General features: G+C 62.9%; 25 protein-coding genes, 1 tRNA gene and 1 pseudogene. 15 read left to right on the top strand and 12 right to left on the bottom strand.

Annotated features, from left to right (window positions below):
- Window positions 1-104: 104 nt before the first annotated feature.
- Entirely contained in the window at window positions 105-404 is a 300-nt protein-coding gene (locus tag G6N82_RS00810) for a septum formation initiator family protein (RefSeq protein ID WP_165192815.1), read from the bottom strand.
- Between the two features lie 71 nt (window positions 405-475).
- Window positions 476-1,633: an acyl-CoA dehydrogenase family protein gene (locus G6N82_RS00805; protein ID WP_165192813.1), complete on the bottom strand. Its 1,158-nt coding sequence runs from the start codon at window positions 1,631-1,633 to the stop codon at window positions 476-478.
- 152 nt (window positions 1,634-1,785) lie between these two features.
- Between G6N82_RS00805 and G6N82_RS00800 the strand changes: the two genes are divergently transcribed.
- Complete coding sequence (locus G6N82_RS00800) at window positions 1,786-2,631, top strand: mechanosensitive ion channel family protein (protein WP_165192811.1); 846 nt, start codon at window positions 1,786-1,788, stop codon at window positions 2,629-2,631.
- Between the two features lie 63 nt (window positions 2,632-2,694).
- Window positions 2,695-3,612: a haloalkane dehalogenase gene (locus G6N82_RS00795; protein ID WP_165192809.1), complete on the top strand. Its 918-nt coding sequence runs from the start codon at window positions 2,695-2,697 to the stop codon at window positions 3,610-3,612.
- A gap of 9 nt (window positions 3,613-3,621) precedes the next feature.
- Here G6N82_RS00795 and G6N82_RS00790 read toward each other — a convergent pair.
- The 4 genes from G6N82_RS00790 to grxC all read right to left on the bottom strand — a co-directional run bounded on the left by G6N82_RS00790 (window position 3,622) and on the right by grxC (window position 5,291).
- Window positions 3,622-3,698: transfer RNA gene (locus tag G6N82_RS00790), tRNA-Arg, on the bottom strand.
- 37 nt (window positions 3,699-3,735) lie between these two features.
- Complete coding sequence (locus G6N82_RS00785) at window positions 3,736-4,200, bottom strand: DUF1178 family protein (protein WP_165192807.1); 465 nt, start codon at window positions 4,198-4,200, stop codon at window positions 3,736-3,738.
- 9 nt (window positions 4,201-4,209) lie between these two features.
- Window positions 4,210-5,028 (bottom strand): carbon-nitrogen hydrolase family protein, encoded by an 819-nt coding sequence (locus G6N82_RS00780; protein ID WP_165192805.1) that lies wholly within the window; start codon window positions 5,026-5,028, stop codon window positions 4,210-4,212.
- The gene (grxC, locus tag G6N82_RS00775; RefSeq protein ID WP_165192803.1) at window positions 5,028-5,291 is read right to left on the bottom strand and encodes a glutaredoxin 3; all 264 of its coding nucleotides are present in this window, start codon (window positions 5,289-5,291) and stop codon (window positions 5,028-5,030) included. The genes G6N82_RS00780 and grxC overlap by 1 nt, the downstream gene beginning before the upstream one ends.
- Window positions 5,292-5,445: 154 nt before the next feature.
- On the opposite strand from grxC, the gene G6N82_RS00770 reads away from it, so the two are divergent.
- Window positions 5,446-5,922: an Hsp20 family protein gene (locus G6N82_RS00770; RefSeq protein ID WP_206520247.1), complete on the top strand. Its 477-nt coding sequence runs from the start codon at window positions 5,446-5,448 to the stop codon at window positions 5,920-5,922.
- 398 nt (window positions 5,923-6,320) lie between these two features.
- Here the strand turns inward: G6N82_RS00770 and G6N82_RS00765 are convergent, their stop codons facing one another.
- From G6N82_RS00765 to G6N82_RS00750, 4 genes are all read right to left on the bottom strand, one after another.
- Window positions 6,321-7,955 (bottom strand): CTP synthase, encoded by a 1,635-nt coding sequence (locus G6N82_RS00765; protein ID WP_165192801.1) that lies wholly within the window; start codon window positions 7,953-7,955, stop codon window positions 6,321-6,323.
- Between the two features lie 91 nt (window positions 7,956-8,046).
- Window positions 8,047-8,415 (bottom strand): preprotein translocase subunit SecG, encoded by a 369-nt coding sequence (gene secG, locus G6N82_RS00760; RefSeq protein WP_165192799.1) that lies wholly within the window; start codon window positions 8,413-8,415, stop codon window positions 8,047-8,049.
- Between the two features lie 72 nt (window positions 8,416-8,487).
- Window positions 8,488-9,249, bottom strand: a complete 762-nt coding sequence (tpiA, locus tag G6N82_RS00755; RefSeq protein ID WP_165192797.1) for a triose-phosphate isomerase — start codon at window positions 9,247-9,249, stop codon at window positions 8,488-8,490.
- Between the two features lie 62 nt (window positions 9,250-9,311).
- Window positions 9,312-9,470, bottom strand: coding sequence for a hypothetical protein (locus G6N82_RS00750; RefSeq protein ID WP_165192795.1), 159 nt, complete (start codon window positions 9,468-9,470; stop codon window positions 9,312-9,314).
- Between G6N82_RS00750 and G6N82_RS00745 the strand changes: the two genes are divergently transcribed.
- The 9 genes and pseudogenes from G6N82_RS00745 (at window position 9,469) to lexA (ending at window position 18,725) form a co-directional block, all read left to right on the top strand.
- Window positions 9,469-11,403 carry a peptidylprolyl isomerase gene (locus G6N82_RS00745; protein WP_165192793.1) on the top strand — a complete coding sequence of 645 codons (1,935 nt, stop codon included), beginning with the start codon at window positions 9,469-9,471 and terminating at the stop codon, window positions 11,401-11,403. The two genes, G6N82_RS00750 and G6N82_RS00745, sit on opposite strands and share 2 nt — an antisense overlap.
- A 68-nt stretch (window positions 11,404-11,471) precedes the next feature.
- A complete protein-coding gene (gene trpE, locus G6N82_RS00740) occupies window positions 11,472-12,941 on the top strand; it encodes an anthranilate synthase component I (RefSeq protein WP_165197823.1) in 1,470 nt (489 codons plus the stop codon).
- Window positions 12,938-13,759 carry a phosphodiester glycosidase family protein gene (locus tag G6N82_RS00735; RefSeq protein ID WP_165192791.1) on the top strand — a complete coding sequence of 274 codons (822 nt, stop codon included), beginning with the start codon at window positions 12,938-12,940 and terminating at the stop codon, window positions 13,757-13,759. The genes trpE and G6N82_RS00735 overlap by 4 nt, the downstream gene beginning before the upstream one ends.
- Window positions 13,756-14,340 carry an aminodeoxychorismate/anthranilate synthase component II gene (locus tag G6N82_RS00730; protein WP_165192789.1) on the top strand — a complete coding sequence of 195 codons (585 nt, stop codon included), beginning with the start codon at window positions 13,756-13,758 and terminating at the stop codon, window positions 14,338-14,340. The genes G6N82_RS00735 and G6N82_RS00730 overlap by 4 nt, the downstream gene beginning before the upstream one ends.
- Complete coding sequence (gene trpD, locus G6N82_RS00725) at window positions 14,337-15,329, top strand: anthranilate phosphoribosyltransferase (RefSeq protein ID WP_165192787.1); 993 nt, start codon at window positions 14,337-14,339, stop codon at window positions 15,327-15,329. The genes G6N82_RS00730 and trpD overlap by 4 nt, the downstream gene beginning before the upstream one ends.
- On the top strand, window positions 15,326-16,114 hold the full coding sequence (trpC, locus tag G6N82_RS00720) for an indole-3-glycerol phosphate synthase TrpC (RefSeq protein WP_165197821.1): 789 nt from the start codon (window positions 15,326-15,328) through the stop codon (window positions 16,112-16,114). Before trpD ends, trpC begins: the two co-directional genes overlap by 4 nt.
- 170 nt (window positions 16,115-16,284) lie before the next feature.
- Window positions 16,285-16,758 (top strand): cyclic pyranopterin monophosphate synthase MoaC, encoded by a 474-nt coding sequence (moaC, locus tag G6N82_RS00715; RefSeq protein ID WP_165192785.1) that lies wholly within the window; start codon window positions 16,285-16,287, stop codon window positions 16,756-16,758.
- Between the two features lie 2 nt (window positions 16,759-16,760).
- A complete protein-coding gene (gene glp / locus G6N82_RS00710) occupies window positions 16,761-17,951 on the top strand; it encodes a gephyrin-like molybdotransferase Glp (RefSeq protein ID WP_206520245.1) in 1,191 nt (396 codons plus the stop codon).
- Between the two features lie 86 nt (window positions 17,952-18,037).
- Window positions 18,038-18,725 (top strand): annotated as a pseudogene (gene lexA / locus G6N82_RS00705) (transcriptional repressor LexA).
- Here lexA and G6N82_RS00700 read toward each other — a convergent pair.
- Window positions 18,719-20,962 (bottom strand): ComEC/Rec2 family competence protein, encoded by a 2,244-nt coding sequence (locus tag G6N82_RS00700; RefSeq protein WP_165192783.1) that lies wholly within the window; start codon window positions 20,960-20,962, stop codon window positions 18,719-18,721. The pseudogene lexA and the gene G6N82_RS00700 overlap by 7 nt on opposite strands.
- A gap of 28 nt (window positions 20,963-20,990) precedes the next feature.
- Here G6N82_RS00700 and gltX point away from each other — a divergent pair, with 28 nt between their 5' ends.
- Genes gltX through G6N82_RS00685 form a run of 3 tightly spaced genes read left to right on the top strand, consistent with a single transcriptional unit; the run spans window position 20,991 to window position 23,964 of the window.
- On the top strand, window positions 20,991-22,424 hold the full coding sequence (gene gltX, locus G6N82_RS00695; RefSeq protein ID WP_165192781.1) for a glutamate--tRNA ligase: 1,434 nt from the start codon (window positions 20,991-20,993) through the stop codon (window positions 22,422-22,424).
- Window positions 22,425-22,452: 28 nt separating this feature from the next.
- A complete protein-coding gene (locus G6N82_RS00690) occupies window positions 22,453-23,739 on the top strand; it encodes a citrate synthase (protein ID WP_165197817.1) in 1,287 nt (428 codons plus the stop codon).
- 15 nt (window positions 23,740-23,754) lie between these two features.
- Window positions 23,755-23,964: a hypothetical protein gene (locus tag G6N82_RS00685; protein WP_165192779.1), complete on the top strand. Its 210-nt coding sequence runs from the start codon at window positions 23,755-23,757 to the stop codon at window positions 23,962-23,964.
- Here G6N82_RS00685 and G6N82_RS00680 read toward each other — a convergent pair.
- On the bottom strand, window positions 23,961-25,349 hold the full coding sequence (locus G6N82_RS00680; RefSeq protein WP_165192777.1) for a HAMP domain-containing sensor histidine kinase: 1,389 nt from the start codon (window positions 25,347-25,349) through the stop codon (window positions 23,961-23,963). The two genes, G6N82_RS00685 and G6N82_RS00680, sit on opposite strands and share 4 nt — an antisense overlap.
- Window positions 25,350-25,351: the final 2 nt, after the last annotated feature.

Below are 25,351 nucleotides of genomic sequence, written 5' to 3'. Positions count from 1 at the left end.
TCCCGGGGAGGCGGGGTTCGGGCATCGCTATAGGCGCAAGCCACGCGCTGACGCAACGTCAAGCGCGTATCCTGCATACGAAATCTTCATGCAAATGGACGCCGCTATTCGTCCTCGAGCGTGATCACCACTTCATCCGGGTGAACGACATTGAGATTGCTGCGCAGCAATTCGCCAACCAGGTCAGGATCGGCGCCATCGGGATTGAGCCGGTCAACCTTGTTCTTGAGCGCATCGCGCTCTGCCTGAAGCTGGGCGATTTGCGCCTGTCGCAATTTGAGGACTTCCTCGCTCTCGTTCCAGGCGAGCAATCCGGTCGGCCCGGCAACGGCAAACCCCGCGATCAGCAGCAGCGCAGCGAGCGCCAATGCCTGCCGAATCTGTTCCTTGGGTGGTTTGCGCATTTTGTCCCCGACTGTCCCGAACCGCACAGAATCACAGTTAACGCGCGCGATCAAGCGGTTTGTGCGGGATATCAGTAGGAACGCGGCAGACCGAGGACATGCTCCGACAGATAAGACAGGATCAGGTTCGTCGAAATCGGCGCCACGGTATAGAGCCGCGCCTCGCGGAACTTGCGCTCAACATCATATTCCTCGGCAAAACCGAAGCCGCCGAAGGTCTGCACGCACATGTCGGCGGCGGCCCAGCTGGCTTCCGACGCAAGCAGCTTCGCCATGTTCGCTTCCTCGCCCGGGTTTCCGCCCTGATCGTAGACATGGGCTGCATGATGCACCATCAGCTCGGCGGCGCGCATCTGTGCATAACACCGCGCGATCGGGAACTGCACACCCTGGTTCTGGCCGATCGGGCGGCCGAACACCTCGCGCTCGCTAGCGTAGGCCTTGGCCTTTTCGATGAACCACTTGGCATCGCCAATGCATTCTGCCGCGATCAGGATCCGCTCGGCGTTCATGCCGGACAGGATATAGCGGAAGCCCTTCCCTTCCTCGCCAATCAGGGCACTTGCCGGGATCCGCATGTCATCGAAGAACACTTCGCAAGAGGAGTGGTTCATCATCGTGCGGATCGGCTTGATGGTCATGCCCTTCCCCACCACCTCGCGCATGTCGACGAGGAAGATTGAGAGGCCCTCGGTCCGCTTCTCGACCTGGTCGCGCGGCGTCGTCCGGGCAAGCAACAGCATCAGGTCCGAATGTTCGGCGCGGCTGGTCCAGATCTTCTGCCCATTGACGACATAGTGATCGCCGTCACGGACCGCCCGCGTCTTGAGCGAAAGCGTGTCGGTGCCACTGGTCGGCTCGGACACGCCGAATGCCTGCAAGCGCAATTCACCGCTGGCAATTCGCGGCAGGTACTCGGCCTTCTGTGCCTGGCTGCCGTACCGCAGCAGCGTGTTCATGATGTACATTTGCGCATGGGCTGCGCCGCCATTGCAGCCCGATGCCTGGATTTCCTCCATGATCACGGCGGCCGCATCGAGCTTCAGCCCGCTGCCGCCGAATTCTTCGGGAATCAGCGCAGCGAGGAAGCCAGAGCGCGTCAGCGCGTCAACGAACTCCGCCGGGTAATCGCGCGTACGATCCCTCTCCCGCCAGTATTCGCCCGGAAACTCGTCGCACAGTGCGCGCACCGCGCGGCGGATTTCGGCCAGTTCATTGCTTTCCTGCATCGGCGGGACTTGTCCTCTCAAAAACTGGCCCGCTGCTTGCCCAAGTGCAGCGCGCAAGTCCACCTGCTCAAGTTGCTAGATACCGCTGCAACAAGCCTTTTCGGAACCCCCGCCCTGCTTTATCGATTGAGGATAGCAAAGGGGACAAGCGCATGTTCAGCCAGATAGATTACCAGGTCACGTCCATGTGGCAGAGTTTCGTAAGCTCCATCCCGGTGATCGTGATCGCCATCATCGTGCTGCTGGTGACCGGGCTGATTGCTGGTTCGGCGGCGAAGATCGCCGACAAATTGACTGGCAAGACCGAGTTGCGCCCTTCGCTCAAGACGCTGATCGAGACGCTGGTGAAGCTTGCGATCTGGCTGTTCGGGGTAATGCTGGCCGCGATCATCGTTTTCCCCGACCTGACCCCTGGCAGCCTGTTTGCCGGGCTTGGTATCGGCGCTGTCGCGATTGGCTTTGCATTCCAGGATATCTTCGAGAATTTCCTGGCCGGCGTGCTGATCATGCTGCGCGAAAAGATGCGGATCGGCGATTTTATCGCCTGCGAAGGCATCAGCGGCAAGGTGGAGCACATTACCCTGCGCGAAACGCATATCCGGGCCGGCTCAGGCGAACTTACCGTGGTGCCCAATTCGATCCTGTTCAAGAACCCAGTCGAAATCCTCACCGATGTCGAACAGCGCTGCCATTCGGTGGTGGTCGGCGTTTCTTATGACGCCGATCTCGACAAGGCCGCCGAAGTGATCCGCAAGGCCGTCGAACGGGTCGACGCGGTCGATGTCGGCAAGGGAATCGACGTCTTCGCGAACGAGTTCAACTCGAGCTCGGTCGACTTCCTGGTGCGCTGGTGGGCAGGCTCGTCGCCGGCCGATGAACTTGCGAGCCGTGACAAGGTCGTCCGTGCGATCAAGCAGGCACTGGACAGCGCCGGGATCGAGATCCCGTTCCCCTATGTCACGCACACCTTCAAGCATAGCGTGCCGATCGAAAGCTGATTATCTTCGTGTTTCCCCGTTACAGGAAACAGAAGCGATCACGCGAAAGGAAGAAGCCCAGCGATGAAGATCATTTCCTACGATCCAGCCCGATTTGCGGATTTGCCCGACTATCCTTTTGCTGAGAACTGGCTCGAGATCGAATTGGGCGATGGCCACCACGGCCGCATGCATTACCTCGATGAGGGGCCGCGAAATGCGCCGCCAGTATTGCTGTTCCATGGCGAACCAAGCTGGAGCTTTCTTTATCGCAAGATGATCCCGATCCTGGTCGAAGCAGGCTTTCGCTGTCTTGCGCCCGATCTCATCGGCTTCGGTAAGAGCGACAAGCCGGACGATCCCTCGTTCTACACCTATGTTCGCCACGTTGACTGGCTGCAGCAATGGCGGAACGCAGTGTGCCCGCAAGATGCCGCGTTGTTCTGCCAGGACTGGGGTGGATTGCTGGGTTTGCGCATGGTCGGCGAAGAGCCTGATCGTTTCGCCTGCGTCGTTGCCAGCAATACCTTCCTGCCCACGGGAGGTGGGCAGGCTAGCGCCGGTTTCATCGCATGGCGCGAATTTGCCAAGACCTCTCCCGAGTTCGAAATTGGCGCAATCCTGCAGCGTGCCACGCAAACCGAACGCAGTCCGGCTGAAATTGCTGCTTACGATGCGCCCTTCCCGAATGAAGCAAGCAAAGCCGGTGCGCGGGCATTTCCGCAGCTGGTCCCAGTCGAGGACGACAAGCCAGGTGTCGCCGAGAATAAGGCCGCATGGGCGGGCCTAGCCGCCTTCGATAGGCCATTTCTGACGTTATTCGGTGAAAACGATCCCGTACTCGGATCGGCTGGGCCGCTGTTGGCAAGCAGGGTCAAGGGCGCAGCAGGATTGCCTCATGCAATGCTGAGCCATTGCGGGCATTTCAGTCAGGAGGACCGCCCGGAAGAGTTGGCACAGGGTGTAATCGAAATGGCCCGGAAAGCAGGATTCCTGCCCTGACTGCAAAGTTGGTGCGCCCGACGGGATTCGAACCCATGGCCCCCAGATTAGGAATCTGATGCTCTATCCTGCTGAGCTACGGGCGCCCGCGCGCGGTTTAGGCAGCGCGGGCTGCTAAATCAATCAATTCAGTTTATCGGGCGGCGCAACCGGGAACGGCAGCGGCGCCACCGGAATGCCCTCCTCGATCAGCCCTTTGGCTTCTTCCAAGCTGGCCTGCCCGTGGATCGGCTTCTCGTCCGCCTCGCCGTAATGCATCTTGCGCGACACCTCGGCGAACTTGTCACCCACCCAGGTGCTTTGCTTGAGCGCCTTGGCCTGCGCTTCGGCCAGTTTGGCCAGTGCCTGCTGGACTTCGGGCGGCATCGGCTGGCTGGAGACCTGCTGCCGATCCGCAGGCGGGGTTTCCAGACGTGTATTGCTTTTCGCTGGCACTGCGGGAGCCATCGGTGCCTTGCCCACGTCCCCGCTGCCGCAATGCGGGCAGGACACAAGGCCGCGCTCGCGCTGCCCGGCATAGTCAGCCGACGAACCGAACCAGCCTTCGAACCGGTGCCCGGCGTCACAGATGAGGTCATAGACGATCATTACGCGCGCCTATTTGGCGATCGCGCGGCGATTGGCAAGACTTGGCAGTTGGCGGCGCACCTCATCAATGCGGGCAAGATCCACGTCGGCAAAGCCAAGCCCCGGCTTTTCGCCGCCCATATCGAGCAGGACTTCCCCCCACGGATCGACGACCAGCGAATGGCCATAAGTCTCGCGCCCGTCTTCGTGCTTCCCCACCTGCGCCGCCGCAATCACGAAGGCGCTGGCCTCTATGGCACGGGCGCGCTGGAGCAGGTGCCAGTGGTCGCGCCCGGTCGGCACCGTGAAAGCGGCGGGAATCGCGATGACGTCACACTGACGCCGGCCCAGTTCCTCAAACAGCGCCGGGAAACGGATATCATAGCAAACGGCCAGCCCCAGTCGCCCAATCGGCGTGTGCTCCACCGCAACAACCTCTTCGCCGGGCGCATAAGCCGCGCTTTCGCGCCAGCTTTCGCCACTGGCCAGTTCGACATCGAACATGTGGATCTTGTCATAACGAGCGATCACTTCGCCCGTGCCGTCGATCACGAAGCTGCGGTTGGCCCAGCGCCCGTCTTCACGGGCGACTGCCAGCGATCCGAGTGCAACCATGATTTTGGCCGTGGCGGCAGCTTGCCGGACTTCGGCGAGCAGAGTGGATACGCTTTCGGGCAGGATGGATGCGGCGGCGCGCTTGCGGTCGCGATCCAGCAACCCGCTCATTTCGGGCGTGAACAGCATCTCTGCGCCGCCCGCCTTTGCATCGTGCACGGCACTGGCAATCGACGCGGCATTCGCAGCCGGATCGATCCCCGAGGTCATTTGCAGGACAGCGATCTTCGGCATCAGCCCGCCAGCAAGGCGTCGAGCTTGCCCTCGCGCTCCAGCGCGGCGAGATCGTCCGACCCGCCGACGTGATAGTCGCCGATGAAGATCTGCGGCACCGTCATCGCATTGGGTGCCCGCTGAAGCATCTCATCGCGCTTGGTGCCGCCCAAGGTGACATCAATTTCGTTGAACTCCACGCCCTTGCTGGTGAGCAAGTGCTTGGCCCGGACGCAGTATCCGCAAGCGAATTTGGTATAAATATCGATTTTCGGCCTTGCCATTTTCATCCCTTGCCAGTGCATCTTGAACCAGCTTTTTCGCACCTTATTTGGGTGAAGTCGAAGCCCGCCGCAATGGGGGTGGAGACTTAACTTGCGGAAGCGCTGCTCAGGCAGGCCTCCATTTGTTCAAATTGCTCAAGAGAGGATTTGTGCCATGTCACGTTTTGATTTGACCCCCTATCGCCGCAGCACGGTTGGCTTTGACCGGCTTTTCGACCTGCTCGAAAACCAGGCCCGGCTGAATTCCGGCGACAATTACCCCCCCTTCAACATCGAACGCCGCGGCGATGACGAATACCGCATCACGCTGGCTGTGGCGGGTTTCCGCCCGGACGATATCGATATCACCGCGCAACAGAACCTGCTCGTGGTCAATGGCAAGAAGCGCGACGAAGCTCCCGCAGGCGAGATGCTGCATGTCGGCATCGCCAACCGCGGTTTCGAGCGCCGCTTTGAACTGGCCGACTATGTCCGTGTCGAAAGCGCCGATCTTGCGGATGGGCTGTTGACCATCGACCTGCTGCGCGAATTGCCTGAAGTGATGAAGCCGAAGAAGATCGCCGTGAACGGCCAGCCCCGCCTCAAAGCGGTTGATACGCCAGGCAAGGATGACGCGGCAGACGCTGCCTGACGGCGCACCGCATTTTTCGGAAATCCAAACTAAAAGGGGGCGGAATCTCTTCCGCCCCCTGCGACACTTGGTCGCCTCTTCCAGCCTGTGACGTCCGGGTCGCAGAAGACGGCACCGGCCGGTTCGAGCCTGTAAGCCGGGAAAGCTAAAATCCCGGATCGCTATCACATAGGGAACGTCCCGTGTTCCATTAAGGCTGAAACCCCTGATCGCACCCCCACGCGATGAATGTACTCGTTATCTTGCGCAAGAATCGTTGTGTTGACTTGTAGGAACGCGACACGCTGCACAGTGAATTGTATGCGCCTGCAAAGCGTGCTGGAAATTCAGCAACTTGGCTGTTTAGATAATTTTCAACTCGCCTTTATTTTCAGGCACTTGTGTCCCTCAATTGGGGGTCAAACAAGGCGCGATTGCTCCAGCGCGGCAGCGACAAAGCCGGCGAAGAGCGGGTGCGGGTCAAACGGCTTGGACTTCAGTTCGGGGTGGAACTGCACCCCGATGAAGAAAGGATGGTCGGGACGCTCGACAATTTCCGGCAGCAGCCCGTCCGGTGACATCCCCGAAAAGATCAGACCATCCGCCTCGAGCGGCTGGATATAAGCCGAGTTAACTTCGTAGCGGTGGCGATGGCGCTCGGAAATCATCTCCGCACCGCCATAGATGCGCGAGATATGGCTGTTGCCAGCCAGGCGCGCGTCATAGGCGCCAAGCCGCATCGTGCCCCCCAGATCGCCGCCCGCCTCGCGGGTTTGCAGGCCCTCTTCCGTCATCCACTCGGTGATGATGCCCACCACCGGTTCGCTGGTTTCCCCAAATTCGGTCGAGGATGCCTTGTCGAAACCGGCCGCCCGTGCCGCTTCGATGCAGGCCATCTGCATGCCAAGGCAAATGCCGAAGAAGGGAACCTTGCGCTCGCGTGCAAAGCGCACGCTCGCGATCTTGCCTTCGCTGCCGCGTTCGCCAAAACCGCCCGGCACCAGGATGCCATGGAGCGGCTCAAGCTTGGATGTGATCTCCGAATCATCACCCTCGAAGATCTCGGCATCGATCCACTTGATGTTGACCTTGACCCGGTTGGCCAGCCCGCCATGGACCAGCGCTTCGTTGAGGCTTTTATAGGCATCGGGCAAGCCGACATATTTGCCCACTACGCCGATCGTAACCTCGCCTTCCGGGTTGAAATAGCGATCGGTCACATCGTCCCAGGCCGAAAGGTCAGGCTCCGGCGCATCGGTGATACCGAAGGCGCGCAGCACTTCTGCGTCCAGCCCTTCCTGATGATATTGCAATGGCACCGAATAGATCGACGGCGCATCGAGCGCAGGAATCACCGCTTCAGCGCGCACGTTGCAGAACTGCGCGATCTTGCGGCGCTCGCCGGCCGGGATTGGATGCTCGGCGCGGCACAGCAGGATATCGGGCTTGATGCCGAGGCTGGCCAGTTCGCGCACCGAGTGCTGGGTCGGCTTGGTCTTCAACTCGCCCGCTGCCGCGATATAGGGCACCAGCGTAACGTGGACCGAGACCGTCTGGAACGGTTCCAGCTCGTTCCGCAGCTGCCGGATTGCTTCCATGAACGGCAGCGATTCGATATCCCCCACGGTCCCGCCGATCTCGCACAGGATGAAATCGTGATCCTCCTGCCCGGCGAGCGCGAATTCCTTGATCGCGTCGGTCACATGCGGGATCACCTGTACCGTCGCGCCAAGGTAATCGCCACGCCGTTCCTTGGCGATAATGTCGCGATAGACCCGGCCGGAGGTGATGTTGTCGCTCTGGCGCGCGGAAACGCCGGTAAAGCGCTCGTAATGGCCCAGGTCGAGATCGGTCTCCGCCCCGTCGTCGGTCACGTAGACCTCACCGTGCTGATACGGACTCATCGTGCCCGGATCGACATTGAGATAGGGGTCAAACTTGCGAATGCGGACTTTGTAGCCGCGTGCCTGCAGCAAAGCACCGAGGCTTGCTGCCATGAGACCTTTTCCGAGCGAGGAGACCACGCCGCCGGTGATAAATATGTACCGCGCCATGGGAGTCGGGCCTTAAGCGGTGAAACGGATTCGTGGCAAGCGCTTTGGATCGCGGCAAAGGCTGCAATCCACAACCGCGCGGCGAAAAAGGTTACTCGGCGGTGCCGCCGAGCGGGTCGGCCGGTGCCGGTTCAGCCGGTGCAGGTGCAGGTGCCGGAACCGCGAGCGGGTCAATCGGAGCGGCAGGCGCTACCGTGCGATCGAGCGTGGTGCTGATTTCATCGCCACCGGTCGTTTCAACCGCGACAGCGGCAAGCGCGATCGACAGTGTGACAAAAGCAATCGCCAGCCAGCGGGTGGAACGGGTCAGGAAGTCAGCCGCGCCGCGCGCACCCATCAGGCCGCCCGGGCTGCCACCAATCCCGAGCCCGCCCCCTTCGGAACGCTGCATCAGGATCACGCCGACAAGCGCGGCTGCGACCAGGGCCTGGACGACGGTGAGGAACAGAAATAGCGACATGAATACCAACTCTCGATTTCAGCCAGCGCATTTAGGGGCGCGGAGCGAATAGAACAAGGGTGGAGCGACGGCTCAATTGTCCAAGGGATCGCCCGCAGCGAGCGCGATGCCCATGAAGCTGTCGGCGGTCAGGCTTGCCCCGCCCACCAATGCGCCGCCAACCTCGTCGGCGGAAAGGATTTCGCGGGCGTTTTCCGGCTTCACCGATCCGCCATAGAGGATCCGCACTGCCTTGCCCTGCTCTTCGCCATAGAGCTTGACCAGCAATGCGCGGATTTCGCGGTGCATTTCGGTGATATCGGCAGGCGTGGCATTGTTGCCGGTCCCGATCGCCCAGATCGGCTCATAGGCCACTGTCAGCTTTTCTGCAGCATCTGCCATTTCGGGAAGCGATGCCGTCAACTGTTCAGTCACGAATTGAATGGCCCGGCCGGCCTTGCGGGTCTCGGCGTCTTCGCCGCAGCACATGATCACCCGCATGCTGGCGCTGAGCGCCGCCTGCGCCTTTTGCCGCACCAGTTCGTTGCTTTCGCCGTGCCCCATGCGGCGCTCGCTATGCCCGACGATGACGAACTTCGCCCCGGCATCGGCCAGCATGCTGGCGGAGATGTCACCGGTGAAGGCGCCATCGGTACCCGGATGGCAATCCTGCGCGCCGACGCCGATCTGCTCGACTTCGCGGTGAACGGCGTGAATCAACGTATAGGGGGGCGCCAGTGCCACTTCGACTTTCATATGGCGCTGCGCCGCACGGTCGATCGCGCGCGCTTCCGAAAGCATCGCGCGCGTCCCGTTCATTTTCCAGTTTCCGACAATATAGGGCCGTTCGGCCATGGAGAGGTTCCTGTTTTCTACGAATCCGGTCGATTGTTATATGGTTGGCCGGGCGGGCCCCGCTAGCGGACCTTGCCGATCCAGTCAAAATCGTTTCTCAACTGTTGCAACAAGAACCCGTCTCGGCTGTTGCGGGCGGGCATCTGGCCCGATAAAGCGCCGTCAAACATTCCTGCGCCCGTATCATTGCGACGCGCCCAGTTCTGGATTCCGGACCACATGATCAATTCCTTTCGCAGATTTTTCAGCTCAAAGCTTGGCCTCGGCATTACGCTGGGCTTCCTTGGATTGATTGCGCTGGCCTTCGCCAGCAGCGACGTGGCGAACCAGGCGACATTCGGCGGCGTCTCCGGCGGTGACCGGGTAGCGGTGGTAGGCGATGAAAAGATCGGCAATGCCGAATTCGCCCGCGCAGTGAGCAGCGCAGTCGACCAGGTCCGCCGCGAGCAGCCGACGATCACCATGCCCTCATTCATCGCTCAGGGCGGGCTTGACGAGGTGCTGAGGCAGTTGATCGACCGTTATGCGGTGGGCACCTATGCCCGCGAATATGGACTGCGCGCTGGGGAAAACCTGATCAACAGCGAGATCCTGCAAATTCCGGCATTTCGCGGACCAGACGGAAACTTCAGCAATGACGCTTTCCAGGCTGCACTGCGCCAACAGGGTTTGACCGAGAAAATGGTGCGCGATGACTTTGCCGACAGCCTCCTGGCGAGCCAGATCATCACGCCAGGCGTCAGCGGGGCGCAGATGCCGCAGAAGATGGCGCAGCGCTATGCCTCGCTGCTGCGCGAGCGGCGCGTGGGGGCGATCGGCTTTGTCCCGGCAGCGGCCTTCGCACCGCAAGGCGAGCCGAGCGAAAAGCAGCTTGCCGATTTCTACAAAGCGAATCGCGACAATTACATCCGCCCCGAACGTCGTGTGATCCGCTATGCAACGTTCGGCACTGACAGCGTTGGCGATGAAGCGAACTCGACCGATGCGGAAATCGCTGCACGTTACCAGCGCGACCGCGCGCAATATGCGGCGCGCGAGGATCGCAGCTTCACCCAGCTGATCGTCCCGACGCAGGAAGCCGCCAATGCCATTCGCCAGCGCGTTGCCGGCGGTGCGGCGCTGGCCACGGTTGCCCGCGAAGCGGGCTTCAGCACCACGTCGATTGGCCCGGTTGACCGTGCCGCATTGGCAGGCACAGCGGGTGAAGCGGTGGCCAAGGCTGCCTTTGCGGCGACTCAGGGCAGCATTGCAGAACCGGCCCGCAGCTCGCTGGGCTGGCACGTGATGCGGGTCGATCGCATCAACCGCGTCGCCGAACGGACGCTGGCACAGGTAACGCCGGAAATCCGCGCAACGCTCACCACGGAAAAGCGGGCCGCCGCTTCGGCTGACCTCGGCGCCCGGATCGAGGAAGAAATCGATCAGGGGGCGGCATTGTCTCAGGTTGCCGATGAGCTTGGCATTACCGTGCTGACCTCCCCGGCGATCACCGCTGACGGGCGCATCTATGGCCAGGGGAATGCCCTGGTTCCGCCCTTGCTGGCGGGCGCGGTCAACACCGCGTTCCAGATGGACGAAGGCGAACCGCAGGTTGCGGAAGTCGTGCGAGGCTCGACTTTCATGATCTTCGAAGTGTCCGATATCGAACCTTCGGCTGCTGCCCCGCTCAGCGAAATCCGTCAGCAGGTCGTGCTCGACTGGCGTCTGACGGAAGGCGCAAAGCTGGCACGCGCCGCGGCGGATCGCGTCATGGATCGCGTGCGCAAGGGCGCCGCGCTGGGTGCCGCGATGCAGCAGGAAGGCAAGTCGCTCCCTGCGCCAGACCGGCTCGATATGAGCCGCGAAGACCTGCTTTCGCGCGGCCAGCAGATCGCCCCGCCGCTGGCGTTGATGTTCAGCATGGCGGAGGGCACGACCAAGCGGCTGGAAGCGCCGGACAACATCGGCTGGTTCGTGGTGGACCTCGATGACATCGTGACGCCGCAGGTGGCAGCAAACGATCCGCTGATCATTGCCGCACGCCAGCAGCTTCGCGGTCCGATCGCCGACGAACTGGCGGACCAGCTGACCAAAGCCATGCGCAACGAGCTGGGGGTCGAGACCAACCAGGCCGCAGTGGATGCCGTGCGGCGCCAGCTGACCGGCGAAAACTAAGGGAGCCGGGCTTCTTGCCGCAGGTTGCAGCAACCCATGCGCCAGCCAATGCCGCCACCGCCCGCAGCATGCTTGCCGCGGGCAAACCGGCGCTTGTGTGGCGCAAGGTCATTGCCGATGCCGAAACTCCGGTTGGGGCGGCGGCCAAGCTGATCGAGCCAGAGCGCGGCGATTTCCTGCTGGAATCGGTCGAAGGCGGGGAAGTTCGCGGGCGCTACAGCCTGCTCGGCCTCGATCCGGACCTGGTCTTTCGCGCCAGCGGCGATGCTGCGGAAATCAACTCCGCGTGGCAGCACGATCGCGGCGCTTTCGCGCCATGCCAGCAAGGCAGCCTGGCCGCTTTGCGGGCGCTGGCGGATTCGTGCCGGATTGACGTGCCTGACGAATTGCCCCCTGCGCTTGCCTGCCTGGTTGGCTATTTCGGGTTCGAGACCGTGGGGCTGGTGGAGCACCTCCCCCGTGCCCCGGAAAGTGCGCTTGGTTTGCCTGACATGCTGTTTGTGCGGCCGACCCTGATCCTGGTGTTCGACCGGCTAACGGATGCTCTGTTCGTTGTGGCTCCGATCTGGCAGGCTGGCGACGCAGATACAGCGATCGAGCGCGCGGGCGAACGGATCGACGAGGCATTGCGGCGGCTTGGCAGCTCCACTGGGGCCAGGGTTCGCGCGGCGGACCTGCCCGAAATGGCGCTTGAGCCGGTTATGCCGGCCGACGACTACAAGGCCATGGTCCTGCGCGCCAAGGACTACATCACCGCCGGAGATATCTTCCAGGTGGTGCTGGCGCAGCGGTTCACCTGCCCCTTCCCGCTGCCGCCGATCGAGCTTTACCGTGCGCTGCGCCGCGTCAACCCCTCGCCGTTCCTCTATTTCCTCGACCTGCCCGGGTTCGCCGTGGTCGGCTCCAGCCCGGAAATCCTCGTGCGGGTGCGCGACGGCGAAGTGACCATTCGCCCGATCGCCGGGACCCGCCCGCGTGGCGGCTCTCCAACAGAGGATGTCGCCAACGAGGCGAGCCTGCTCGCCGACCCCAAGGAACGGGCCGAGCACCTGATGCTGCTTGATCTCGGGCGCAACGATGTCGGGCGGGTGGCCGCGCGCGGCACGGTTACCGTAACGGATAGCTTCACCATCGAACGCTACAGCCACGTCATGCACATCGTCAGCAATGTGGTGGGGCGACTTGATCCCGCGCATGATGCGATCGATGCCTTGTTCGCCGGTTTTCCGGCCGGAACTGTCAGCGGCGCGCCCAAGATCCGCGCGTGCCAGATCATTGCCGAGCTCGAGCCGGAGGCGCGCGGCGCCTATGCCGGAGGTGTAGGGTATTTTGCGCCCGATGGCTCCGTCGATAGCTGCATCGTCCTGCGCACCGCAGTCGTCAAGGATGGCACCATGCATGTGCAAGCTGGCGCGGGCATCGTGGCTGACAGCGATCCGGATTACGAGCTCGCCGAATGCAAGGCCAAGGCCGGCGCGCTGATTGCGGCTGCGCGCGAAGCGGCGCGGGTCGCTGGCGAAGCCGAGTTCGGGCAATGAAGCACGCACTCGCCATAACCGCCGCGCTTCTGGTGCTGGCCGGGTGCGAAATCCAGGGCGGCGAGCCCGTGACGCGTACGGAAATCGGCTCGAAGTCCGAAGAGCGGGTGCAATTGCGGCGGCAGGCATCGGCCTGCGAAGTCGCCACCTTCGAAGGCGTGCCACTTACCCATTGCGTCGCCGATCCGGCCAAGCATGCGATCGCCACAGTGCTGGCTGACCCGGAGGGCACGCTCTATCGCTCGCTCAAGACCTATGGCGCGGCACTGGGTGAGCAGGCCCGGGTCGTCGCATTCGCCACCAATGCCGGCATGTTCGACGGGGAAGGCAAGCCGATCGGCTATTACGTCGAGCAGGGCGAGCGCCTGAAAGAGCTGGATCGCAGCGACGGACAAGGCAATTTCTACCTCAAGCCCAACGGCGTGTTCTTCGGCACCGGCGGCAAATGGGAAATCCGCACCGCAGACAGCTTCTTCGCCAATGTCGGCGCTCGGCCGCAGTTCGGCACGCAATCCGGACCGATGCTGGTGATTGACGGTAAGCTGCATCCGGAATTCCAGGATGACGGGCCTTCTCGCGCTATCCGCAACGGCGTAGGGGTAGATGCAGAGGGCAAGGCGCACTTCGTCATTTCCGAAGCGCCGATCAGTTTCGGCCAGCTGGCGCGCTATTTCCGCGATGAGCTCAAGACGCCCAATGCGCTCTATCTTGATGGCGGCGTGTCGGCGCTGTGGGACCCGGTGATCGAGCGGCTCGACAATGGCGCGTCAATCGGACCCTTGATTGTCGTGACGAAACGGGCGACGGCATCCCCATGATCCTGGTCATCGATAATTACGACAGCTTCACCTTCAACCTGGTCCATTATCTGATGGAACTGGGCGCGGAGGTGCGGGTCGAGCGCAATGACGCGCTTTCGGCCAGCGAAGCGATCCAGACCAATGCCGCCGGTTTCCTGATCTCGCCCGGCCCCTGCACACCGAACGAGGCGGGGATCAGCCTGGACCTGGTCGCCGCCTGTGCGGACGCGGGCAAGCCGTTGCTGGGCGTATGCCTGGGGCACCAGTCAATTGGCCAGCATTTCGGCGGCACCGTTCGGCGCGGCGGGCTTATGCATGGCAAGACCTCGCCGGTCAGTCATGACGGATCGGGCGTATTCGCGGGCTTGCCCTCGCCCTTCACCGCCACCCGCTATCACAGCCTGGTGGTGGAGGATGCGCCGGCAGAGCTGGTGGTCAACGCCACATCGGACGATGGCTTCACCATGGGCTTCCGCCACCGCGAGCTGCCGATCCACGGCGTTCAGTTCCACCCGGAAAGCATCGCAACCGAGCACGGCCATGCGCTGCTGGCCAATTTCCTGAAACTGTGCGGGATCGAAGCGAAGGAAACGGCATGAAGCACTTGCCACTCGCCGTGCCGCACATGAGCGAAACCGAAGCCGAAGAAGTGTTCGGCTGGATTCTTGATGGTGACGCGAGCGACGAGGAAATCGCGCGCTTCCTGCTGGCGATGACAGAGCGCAGCGAGACTGCCGAGGAAATCGCCGGCGCTGCGCGAGCCCTGCGTGCCCGCCTGATCCCGATCGATGCGCCCGAAGGCACGGTCGACTGCTGCGGCACCGGGGGAGACGGGCACCACACGCTCAACGTATCGACTGCGGTCAGCCTGGTCGTGGCGGCCTGCGGCGTACCCGTGGCGAAGCATGGCAACCGGGCTGCTTCGTCCAAGTCAGGAGCAGCAGACACTCTCGAAGCCCTCGGCCTCGACATGGATGCCGCCGGGCGCACGGCAGAAAAGACGCTGGCCGAAATCGGTATCTGCTTCCTGTTCGCCAAGAACCACCATCCGGCGATGGGCCGTATCCAGCCCATCCGCCAACGCCTGGGCAAACGCACGATCTTCAACCTGATGGGCCCGCTCTCCAACCCCGCCGGGGTCAGGCGCCAGCTGATCGGGATCGCCCGCCCGGCCTATGTGCCGATCTATGCCGATGCCAAGGCGCGGCTTGGCACGGAGCGGACCTACATCGTTTCGGGCGACGAAGGGCTCGACGAGCTGAGCCTGGCAGGCGGCAACGAACTGGCCGATGTAACTGGCAGTGAATTCGAAATGCGGCGCATCTCGGCCGAGCAGGCGGGGCTGCCACACGCCCCGGTCGAAGCAATCCGTGGCGGCGACCCGGCGCATAACGCCCGCGCTCTGACAGCACTGCTGGAAGGCTTTCCCGGCCCCTATCGCGATGCGGTACTGTTCAACGCGGCAGCGACCCTGATAGTAGCGGGCAAGACCGATGACTGGGGCACGGGCACCGAAATGGCCGCCGAAGCGCTTGACAGCGGCAAGGCGGCACGATTGCTCGCGCGCTGGATCGAACTCGCACGCTGATGAACAAGCTTGAAGAAATCTGCGCGAACAAGCGCGTGGAAGTGGCTCAGCGTCGGGCGGAGCGTTCCGTCACCGCGCTCGACCATGATGCCGCGGGGCAATCCGCCCCGCGCGAGTTCGAGGCAGCGCTGCGAAAGCGCGCCGCAAGCGGCTTTGCCCTGATCGCCGAAATCAAGAAGGCCTCGCCTTCCAAGGGCCTGATCCGTGAGGATTTCCACCCGGCTGACCACGCCCGCGCCTATCAGGCGGGCGGCGCGGCGTGCCTTTCCGTGCTGACCGACGCGCCCTATTTCCAGGGGCATGAGGATTTCCTGGTCGACGCACGCGCGGCCTGCGAGTTGCCTGTCCTGCGCAAGGATTTCATGGTCGATCCCTGGCAGGTCGCTGAAGCGCGCGCGATCGGGGCTGACGCGATCCTGATCATCGTTGCCGCGCTCGACGATCCGCAGATGGCGGAGATCGAGGCTGCCGCGATCGAACGCGGGATGGACGTGCTGGTCGAGGTGCATGACGAAGCCGAGATCGAACGCGCTCATGCGTTGAAATCGCGGCTGATCGGGGTCAACAATCGCAACTTGAAGACCTTTGTTACCGACCTTGCCACCACCGAGCGGCTCGCTCCGCTGGCTCCCGTCGGCACGCTGCTGGTCGGCGAGAGTGGCATCAACCACCATGCCGACTGCCTTCGCCTATCCGAAGCCGGGGTGCGCACTTTTCTCGTCGGGGAAAGCCTGATGCGGCAGGACGATGTCGAGGCGGCAACCCGCACCCTGCTGCAAGGCTAGGCTGTCCTACGCGCCGGTCTTGCGGCATAATCGCGGGCATGTCGGTCGTTCCACCCTCCCCAAACCGCTACTTGCCTGCGCCATCGCAAGCGGCCAGTTTTTTGAGCATTGGGCCGTGTTCCATGTGTTCCATCGCCCTCGCCTGATCGAAGCAAGGTATTGAAAAATATATGAGCAAGCGCCTGACCCATCTCGATGAAAGCGGCACCGCGCGGATGGTGGATATCGGCGCCAAGCCGGCGACAGCGCGCATGGCGCGCGCAGGCGGGATTATCCGCATGAGCGGAGCAGCGCTTGAGGCGATCAAGGCGGGTAACGCGCCCAAGGGCGACGTGCTTGGTGCGGCACGGATTGCGGCGATCATGGCGGCAAAGAAAACCGGCGACCTCATTCCGCTATGCCACCCGCTTAGCCTGGATGCCGTTGATGTCGATTTCGCGTTTGAGCCGGATGGGGTCCGGGTCAGTGCCACGGCTTCGCTGACGGGCAAGACAGGGGTGGAAATGGAAGCAATGACAGCAGCTTCCATTGCACTTCTCACAATCTATGACATGGCCAAGGCACTCGACAAGGGCATGGTGATCGGTGAAGTCCGCCTGCTCGAAAAGCTGGGCGGCAAATCGGGTCACTGGATCGCCGACTGAAGATGGGGGCGATGCTTACCCTCGAAGAGGCACAGGCGCGTATGTTGGCGCTGGCACCGCAAATGCCGATCGAACAGGTTGCCGCCGCAGAAGCGGTGGGGCGCTATCTGGCGGAGGACCTCGTTGCCCTGCGCACCCAGCCCCCGGCCGATCTTTCCGCGATGGACGGCTATGCGCTGTGCGGCGTCGGCAGCTGGCGGATCGTCGGCGAAAGCCGCGCGGGCGCGCCGTTCGACGGAAATCTGATGTGGGGCCAGTGCGTGCGCATCTCGACCGGCGCGCACATGCCCAAATGGGCCGATCGGGTGCTGATTCAGGAGGATGCCGAACTGGTCCTGCCCGACCTTGTCCACACCCAAGAGAATCCAGCAAGAGGTCGCCATGTGCGCAAGCGCGGATTCGACTTTTGCGAGGGCGATGTGGTCCTGCCCGCCGGTACGCGGATAGGGCCGGCGCAGATCGCGCTGGCAATCAGCGCGGGCCATTCACAGCTTCCGGTCCGCAAGGCTCCCACGGTGGCGGTGCTTGATAGCGGAGACGAGCTTTCCGCGGATCCCCGCGCGTGCGGCGATCACCAGATCCCGGCAAGCAACGGGGCGATGATCGCAGCCATGCTCGGCGGGCTCGGTTGCGTGGTCCAGCGAATCGGACCGGTGCCTGATGATCGCGACGCGCTGGCCGCGGCGCTGGCGAAAGCAGAGGCTGCAGACATCCTTGTCACTACCGGCGGGGCGTCGGTCGGGGACCATGATTTGATTCGCCCCGCGCTGGACGCGTGGGGGGCACAGCTCGATTTCTGGAAGGTGGCGATGAAGCCGGGCAAGCCGATCATGGTGGCAAGGCGCGGATCGCAAGTGATCTTCGGCCTGCCGGGCAATCCGGTCTCGAGCTTCGTCACGGCCTTCCTCTTCGTGTTGCCGCTGGTTCGCGCAGCGATGGGAAGCGGTATCCCCCTGCCCCGTAAGGCGACCTTGGCGGCGGGATGCGACCTGCCGCCGGTTGGGACCCGGCGGGAGTTCCTGCGTGCCGTGTGGGAAGGAGAGGGCGTCAAACTCGCCGATTCGCAGGACTCATCGGCGCTGGCTGCCTTGGCCGCAGCCAATTGCCTGATTGACCGCCCGGCCGGTGCAGACGGGATCGAAGCGGGAACATCTGTTCCGGTCTACCTTCTCGAAAATGGCGGAATTGCTTGACTTGGCGAATCGGGTTGCCTAATTGTTCCGCATTCGTTCACCATATCGGTTGAGCGTGGAACAGGCGGCCAAGGGAGGTTTTCGCCATGCTGACTGCCAAGCAGCACGAACTTATCCGTTTCATCCAGCAACGGCTTGAGGAAACGGGCATTTCGCCTTCGTTCGAGGAAATGAAGGAAGCGCTCGACCTCAAGAGCAAGTCGGGCGTGCACCGGCTGATCTCGGCACTGGAAGAACGTGGCTTTATCCGCCGCCTCGCCAATCGGGCTCGCGCGCTCGAAGTGATCAAGATGCCCGAGGATGCGGTGCCTGCCTCGCGGCATGCTGCGCCAGCCAATGACGCGGTGGTAGCGGCGCGTTCTGCCCCGCCGGTGCGCGAACCTGCCAATGACGTGATCGAGATTCCGCTGCATGGCCGGATCGCTGCCGGTGCGCCGATCGAGGCGCTGGAAGGCCAGTCGAGCATGCCGGTGCCTGCTGCGCTGCTCGGCCCGGGCGAGCACTACGCGCTTGAGGTTTCCGGCGATCTCGATGGTCGAGGCCGGGATTTTCGACGGCGATTATGCGCTTGTGCGCCGGACCGACACCGCTCGCGACGGTGAAATCGTCGTGGCGCTGGTCCGCAATGAGGAAGCGACGCTTAAGTATTTGCGCCGTGAGAACGGCATGATCCGCCTCGATCCGGCCAATGGCGCCTATGAACCGCAGATCTACGCCCCGCACGAGGTAGTTGTGCAGGGTAAACTGGCAGGGCTTCTGCGCCGCTATCACTGAGTCCGATTTGCGCGCCGGGCCCTGTCCCCAAACTCCTCGGCACCGGCGCGCCACCAGCCATGGTCACCCTGGTGATCGGCGACCTTGTCGATCTGCTGACGCGAAAGGCTAATGGCCAGGCCACCCGATTGTTCGAGGAAGCGCCGGTCGGCCTTGAGCCAGCGCGGTTTGCATGATCGGGGCAGCCAGCGATCGGCCACCACGATATCGGCACGCTCGCAGGCTGCGGCCAATGCCCGTTCCTCGATTTGCAGGCGGTTGCGGGCCAGCAGCAAGTGCCATTCGCGTCCGCCGCGCTCCAGCGTGATCGCACAGAAATCCGCGCTGCATTGTGCACCCGGCCATTCATCCAGCGGCACAGGATCGGCCTTGATCCCGGCAAGCTCCAGCAGATTGTCCCGGGCATAGTCGGAACGTGTGTCGCGCAGGCTCAGCAGCCGCTCAGGCTGGGTATCGCTGGCCGGCAAAGCAATGCCGACATGGCGGCCATCGCTGGAAACAAGAAGGTCCGGAATCGGCGTTGCCAGCAGCATCGCCGTGGCAATGCTGGCAGGCACGAGCCCGAACAGGCGGCGCCTGCCCTGCCACAACGCCAGCCACAGACCGCCTGCGACGAACAGCGCAAAGGTGAGCCCGGTCATCTGGGGCATCAGCTTGACTGCGCCGGGCTGCCCCGCGGTCCAGTGCGCAATGCCAAGCAACAGGTCGAGCGACTGCCCCACCAGCCACCACGCGGGCGCTCCAAGCCCGGCCAGATCCAGCACCAGCGCAAGCGCAATGAGCGGCATCGAAACGAAGGTCACCAGCGGTATGGCAACGACATTGGCAAAGGCGCCGTAAACCCCGGCGCGATGGAAATGGAACAGCACGATCGGCATCAGCGCTATCTCGATCACAAGGCCGGTAATCAGCAGCATCGCCCCGCGGCGGAAGGTTCGGGCCAGCCAGCTCTCTTCGCGCGGTGCAAGGAATGCCTTGACCCATTCCGCATTGTGGAGCGCAACAATCGCCAGAACCGCCGCAAAACTCATCTGGAAGCTCGGGCCGATGAGCGACTCTGGCCACATCAGCAAAACCGCAAACGCGGCTGTTGCCACCATCCGCAAGGAAAGGGCATCGCGCCCCAGCGCAAGCGCCGTCAAAACTAGCAGCGCAGCAATGCAACTGCGCACTGTGGGCACTTCCGCACCCGTCAGCAAGGTATAGCCGATCCCGGCCAGCGCTCCCGCCCCCGCCGCGACGATTGGCAGTCGCACCCGCAATGCGAGCCATGGCCACAACGCCAGCAACTTCAGCGCCAAGAGGTACGCCGCGGCAATCACCGCGCTGACATGCAGCCCGCTAATCGAAAGCAAGTGGGTCAACCCGGCATCGCGCATCGCATCTTCGTCTGCCGCAGAAATCGCGCCGCGATCGCCGCTGGCAAAAGCTGCCGCGATCGTCCCCGGCGCACCTTCAAGCTGCCCCCTGACATGCGCGGCCAACATGCGCTGCACGCCGGCTAGTCCGGACTCTTCTGCAGCCGGCCTGACTACCTCTACCTGTCCGATCGTGCTGCCGGTTGCCGCCAAGCCCTTGAACCAGGCCGCGCGTGAGAAGTCATAACTGCCCGGCAGCATCGGCGGCGCAGGCGGCATCAGCCGTGCCCGCAGGCGCAGCACGGCCCCCTCGGTCATGGCGGAGGATGCCTGATCAACCGGGACATTTACCCGCACCTTGCGGGCTTGCGCGGTTTCGGCGTCGCGGATCGCCAGTGTCAGCCGGATCCGCTGTTCGGCCGGGCGATCCTCACGTTCCAGCACATAGGCTTCAAGCAGTTCCACTCGCGGATAGTCGTATGGCGTGGCCCCAACCACTTCCGAACGGGCCCAGATCACTGCAACTCCGGCCGCAAATACCAACCCGAGCGAAACCAGCGCCGTCTTTACCGCGACCCTGCCTGGCCCATCCGGCCGATCACGCCAGAGTGCAAGTCCTGAAAGGGCCATGAGCAGGCTCGCGCCCATAACCGCCGTCCATTGCCACGGGTTATCGAGCACGAACCAGCAAGCGATCCCCAGCGCAAAGGCGACCGTCAGCCATGGCGCCCGGTCAAAGCGGGAATTATCGAGGAATTGTTCGGCCGCATCCACCACGCTGGACAAGCGCGGTGCCATGCGCCAATGGCGCTGCACTGCAGCATTGGCGCTGTTGGCACCATCCCCAAAGGGCACCGCTGGCGTGAGAGGTGTCGCCATCGGCGCATTGGAAAGGAAACAAGGACTTATGGCAAGCGAAAGCGGCGCAAGCACCGGCACGGTTGTCACCCGCTTTGCACCTTCCCCCACCGGATTCCTGCATATCGGCGGGGCGCGCACGGCATTGTTCAACTGGCTCTTTTCGCGCCACCATGGCGGCAAGGCGCTGTTGCGGATCGAAGATACGGACCGCAAGCGTTCCACGCAGGAAGCGATCGATGCCATCCTGGACGGTCTCGATTGGCTAGGCCTCGACTATGATGAAACACCTGTCTTCCAGTCGGAACGGGGTTCACGGCACGTGGAAGTGGCGGAAAAACTGCTCGAGCATGGCTTTGCCTACAAGTGCTACGCCACACAGGAGGAACTGGAAGAAATGCGCGCCGCGCAGCGCGCCGCCAAGGAGCCAATCCGCTATGACGGGCGCTGGCGCCATCGCGACCCGTCAGAGGCCCCGGCGGGCACACCCTTCGTGGTGCGCCTGAAGACGCCCGAAGAAGGCGAAACGACTATCCATGATCGCGTCCAGGGAGAGGTAACGGTTCGGAATGCCGAACTGGACGATTACATCATCCTGCGCGCCGACGGCACGCCTACCTATATGCTCGCAGCCGTGGTCGATGACCATGACATGGGCGTGACCCACGTGATCCGCGGTGACGACCACCTGAACAACGCGTTCCGGCAATTGCCGATCTACCGCGCCATGGACCAGATCGAAGGCGGCTGGAGCGACCCGATCTATGCCCATATCCCGCTGATCCACGGACAGGACGGTGCCAAGCTTTCGAAGCGCCATGGCGCCCTGGGCGTCGAAAACTATCGTGACGAGATGGGCATCCTGCCCGAGGCACTGTTCAATTATCTTCTGCGGCTTGGCTGGGGCCATGGAGACCGCGAAGAATTCACACGCGAAGAAGCAATCGAAGCATTTGACCTCGACGGCGTGGGCAAGAGCGCATCGCGCTTCGACATCAAGAAGCTCGAAAACCTCAACGGTCACTACATCCGCGAAGCCGACGACGCGCGCCTGGCGCAGCTGTGCGCACCGATGATCGCGGGCGAGGTCGATCATGAGTTGCTGACCCGAGCCATGCCGGTGTTGAAAGTACGGGCGAAAAACCTGCTGGAACTGGCCGAAGGGGCTGCCTTCCTGTTCCAGCAGCGGCCACTGGCAATGACCGAAAAGGCGGAGGCCTTGCTCGACACCGAATCGCGCCAGCTGCTTGGCCTGTTGTCACAGCGTTTGCGCGCGGAAAATGACTGGACAATCGAAGCGCTCGAAGCCAGTACGAAAGCACTCGCCGAGGAACTCGAACTGGGCCTTGGCAAGCTCGCGCAGCCGATGCGCGCAGCGCTTACCGGGACGACAACCTCGCCCGGTATTTTCGATGTTCTGGTCCTGTTGGGACGGGAAGAAGCGTTGGCACGGATCGACGCGCAGGCTGTTGCGGCAGGCTGATCGCGAGCGGAATAGAAGGAGACGAATGTTGGCGGACAAACACGCGAAGCTCGAACTGGGTGGCCAGACCTACGAATTCCCCGTCCTTGAAGGAAGCGTGGGGCCGGATGTGGTCGATATACGCAAGCTATACGGCCAGACCGGGGCTTTCACCTTCGATCCGGGCTACAAGTCGACCGCCAGCTGCGAAAGCGCGCTGACCTATATCGATGGCGATGAAGGTGTGCTGCTGCATCGCGGCTATCCGATCGGCCAGCTGGCCGAACACTCCAGCTTCATGGAAGTCGCCTACCTGCTCCTCAACGGTGAGCTCCCCACTGCCGACGAGTTCGACGACTTCACCTACACCATCAGCCGCCACACCATGCTGCATGAGCAGCTGCTGCAGTTCTACCGGGGCTTCCGCCGCGACGCGCACCCGATGGCGGTGATGTGCGGCGTGGTCGGGGCACTGTCAGCATTCTATCATGACAGCACCGACATTGCCGATCCGCTGCAGCGCAAGATCGCCAGCCACCGCCTGATCGCCAAGATGCCGACGATCGCTGCGATGGCCTTCAAATATTCAATCGGCCAGCCCTTCATGTATCCGGATAACTCGCTGAGCTATACCGGCAATTTCCTGAAGATGACCTTTGGCGTTCCCGCCGAACCCTATGAGGTCATTCCGGAAGTCGAACGCGCGATGGACCGGATCTTCATCCTCCATGCCGACCACGAACAGAACGCCTCGACGTCGACTGTCCGCCTGGCCGGTTCGTCGGGTGCCAATCCTTTTGCCTGCATTGCCGCTGGCATCGCCTGCCTGTGGGGACCAGCACATGGCGGCGCTAACGAGGCCGCGCTCAACATGCTGCGCGAGATCGGCACGCCTGATCGCATCCCGCATTACATCGAGCGGGCGAAAGACAAGAACGATCCGTTCCGCCTGATGGGCTTCGGCCACCGCGTCTACAAGAACTATGACCCGCGTGCGACGGTGATGCAGAAGACCGTGCGCGAAGTGTTCGATGCGCTGAAGGTCAAGGACCCGCTGTTCGAAACTGCGTTGCGGCTTGAAGAACTGGCGCTAAGCGACGAATATTTCATCGAAAAGAAGCTGTTCCCAAATGTCGACTTCTATTCGGGTATCATCCTCTCGGCGATCGGTTTCCCGACCACCATGTTCACCGCGCTTTTCGCTCTGGCCCGTACTGTCGGCTGGGTGGCACAGTGGAACGAGATGATTTCCGATCCTGGCCAGGTGATCGGCCGCCCGCGCCAGCTTTACACCGGCCCGACCGAGCGCGACTACATCCCGCTCGGCCAGCGCTAAAGATAGAGAATAGACATGGGAAAGCGCATCCTCAAAATTGCCCTTCAGGTGTTCGGGGTCGCGCTGGTCCTGTCCGGCGGGCTGTGGACCTTGCAGGGCCTCGGCATCGTCATGTGGCCTGCCAGCAGCTTCATGCTGGCCGATCGCAGCTGGGCCCTTTACGGCGGTATCACCGTGCTGGTCGGCGCGATCCTGCTGTGGAGTTCGGGCCGGATCGCGCGTTAGGCTTCCGGCTTTTGCTTGGGCAGGACGAGCGTGAAGCAGGCGCCCTTGCCTTGCTCGCTTTCTACCACCAGTTCGCCGCCCATCGCTTCGGCCAGGCGGCGCGAAATGTAGAGACCAAGCCCCGATCCACCGTCGCCAGAGCGGCCGAGCCGTTCGAACTTCACAAAGGCGCGCTGCTGTTGCTCACGGCTTAGGCCAGGCCCCTGATCGCGCACGCTGATGCTCGGTCGTCCGCCGCGCCAGGCGCCAACCGAAAGCTCTACCCGGCTTTCGACCGGCGAATAATTGATGGCATTGCCGCCCAGATTGAGCAGCACCTGCAGCACTCGCCGCGCTTCGCCGCTGGCTGCGCAGGCCACATCGTCGGCCGGAACGACCAGTTCGATCCGCTTTTCAAGCGCCTTTGCCGAGAGAATCCCCCCTGCATCTCGCGCCAGTTGTGCCAGATCGATGGCCTCCGCTGCGGCGTTAAATCCGGGCGCTTCGACAGCCTCGAGATCACCCAGATCGTCGAGCAGAGCTGAAAGGTGCTTCCCGGCTGCGACAATGTCCCCGGCGTAAGCTGTATATTCCTCGCGCAGGGGCCCAGCGAGGCGCGAGCGGATCGTTTCGGCGTTGGCCATGATCCTGCCCACCGGTTCACGCAAGGCCGGCATCAGCGCAGCACCGATCAGGTTTGATCCGCCCGGCGCCTTCGTTTCACCCGCTCTGGCTGGCAAGGGCGACGCCTGCGCCGCGATGAGGAGAAGTTCAAAGCCGCGCGGCATCGCGGCCTCAATTCCCAGCGGGATCAAGCGCGCATGCCAGTCGCGCGGCGAACCCGGCACGCGACACTTCGCTCCGTCAAGCAGCCGCCAATGGAGCGGCTGGCGATGCGATATTCCTACCAGCTCGACATATTCGACCCATGGTTTCCCGGCATGCTGCCTCGTCTCGGCGATCAACTGAGCCAGATCGGCGGCAATCCCCTCGGCCGCCAGCAGGCGTTGCTTGCTGTCGAGCCGGGCGGTGAATTCCGCAGTTGCCCGATCGATTGCATCCTGCCGCTCCGCCGCATCGCGATCGTCTTCGCTGCCAAGGCCCTCGCGGCGCCAATTCTCGATCAGGATTTCGCAGCCTTCCCCGCGTTCCGGCTGCACCGGGTTGATCCTGACGAAACCCGAAATCTGCCCTTCCCCGTCGCGGGCCGCGAACTCCCGCGCGAGGCGCAGCCCCAAGTGGCGGGCATGCCGCACCAGGACGAGCAATTCGGGTACGGCAAGCCGCCCCGGCACCTGCCCGCCGCAGCGCTGCTGCAGTTCGGCAAGCGGCTGATCGGCGGTGACGAGGCGATCGTCGCCATCGGTCATGCCGCGCGCGGCCAACAAGGCATTGGGTGCGACCATGT

Origin of the sequence: Altererythrobacter sp. BO-6 (assembly GCF_011047315.1) — a bacterium.
Classification (GTDB): Bacteria; Pseudomonadota; Alphaproteobacteria; order Sphingomonadales; family Sphingomonadaceae; genus Erythrobacter.
Note: the sequence above shows the minus strand (reverse complement) of the source record. Positions and strands in the feature narration are given on the sequence as shown.

Coding starts and splice junctions, on each gene's coding strand:
- G6N82_RS00810 (WP_165192815.1), bottom strand. CDS start 404: ATGCGCAAACCACCCAAGGAACAGATTCGGCAGGCATTGGCGCTCGCT.
- G6N82_RS00805 (WP_165192813.1), bottom strand. CDS start 1,633: ATGCAGGAAAGCAATGAACTGGCCGAAATCCGCCGCGCGGTGCGCGCA.
- G6N82_RS00800 (WP_165192811.1), top strand. CDS start 1,786: ATGTTCAGCCAGATAGATTACCAGGTCACGTCCATGTGGCAGAGTTTC.
- G6N82_RS00795 (WP_165192809.1), top strand. CDS start 2,695: ATGAAGATCATTTCCTACGATCCAGCCCGATTTGCGGATTTGCCCGAC.
- G6N82_RS00785 (WP_165192807.1), bottom strand. CDS start 4,200: ATGATCGTCTATGACCTCATCTGTGACGCCGGGCACCGGTTCGAAGGC.
- G6N82_RS00780 (WP_165192805.1), bottom strand. CDS start 5,028: ATGCCGAAGATCGCTGTCCTGCAAATGACCTCGGGGATCGATCCGGCT.
- grxC (WP_165192803.1), bottom strand. CDS start 5,291: ATGGCAAGGCCGAAAATCGATATTTATACCAAATTCGCTTGCGGATAC.
- G6N82_RS00770 (WP_206520247.1), top strand. CDS start 5,446: ATGTCACGTTTTGATTTGACCCCCTATCGCCGCAGCACGGTTGGCTTT.
- G6N82_RS00765 (WP_165192801.1), bottom strand. CDS start 7,955: ATGGCGCGGTACATATTTATCACCGGCGGCGTGGTCTCCTCGCTCGGA.
- secG (WP_165192799.1), bottom strand. CDS start 8,415: ATGTCGCTATTTCTGTTCCTCACCGTCGTCCAGGCCCTGGTCGCAGCC.
- tpiA (WP_165192797.1), bottom strand. CDS start 9,249: ATGGCCGAACGGCCCTATATTGTCGGAAACTGGAAAATGAACGGGACG.
- G6N82_RS00745 (WP_165192793.1), top strand. CDS start 9,469: ATGATCAATTCCTTTCGCAGATTTTTCAGCTCAAAGCTTGGCCTCGGC.
- G6N82_RS00750 (WP_165192795.1), bottom strand. CDS start 9,470: ATGTGGTCCGGAATCCAGAACTGGGCGCGTCGCAATGATACGGGCGCA.
- trpE (WP_165197823.1), top strand. CDS start 11,472: ATGCTTGCCGCGGGCAAACCGGCGCTTGTGTGGCGCAAGGTCATTGCC.
- G6N82_RS00735 (WP_165192791.1), top strand. CDS start 12,938: ATGAAGCACGCACTCGCCATAACCGCCGCGCTTCTGGTGCTGGCCGGG.
- G6N82_RS00730 (WP_165192789.1), top strand. CDS start 13,756: ATGATCCTGGTCATCGATAATTACGACAGCTTCACCTTCAACCTGGTC.
- trpD (WP_165192787.1), top strand. CDS start 14,337: ATGAAGCACTTGCCACTCGCCGTGCCGCACATGAGCGAAACCGAAGCC.
- moaC (WP_165192785.1), top strand. CDS start 16,285: ATGAGCAAGCGCCTGACCCATCTCGATGAAAGCGGCACCGCGCGGATG.
- glp (WP_206520245.1), top strand. CDS start 16,761: ATGGGGGCGATGCTTACCCTCGAAGAGGCACAGGCGCGTATGTTGGCG.
- G6N82_RS00700 (WP_165192783.1), bottom strand. CDS start 20,962: ATGGCGACACCTCTCACGCCAGCGGTGCCCTTTGGGGATGGTGCCAAC.
- gltX (WP_165192781.1), top strand. CDS start 20,991: ATGGCAAGCGAAAGCGGCGCAAGCACCGGCACGGTTGTCACCCGCTTT.
- G6N82_RS00685 (WP_165192779.1), top strand. CDS start 23,755: ATGGGAAAGCGCATCCTCAAAATTGCCCTTCAGGTGTTCGGGGTCGCG.
- G6N82_RS00680 (WP_165192777.1), bottom strand. CDS start 25,349: ATGGTCGCACCCAATGCCTTGTTGGCCGCGCGCGGCATGACCGATGGC.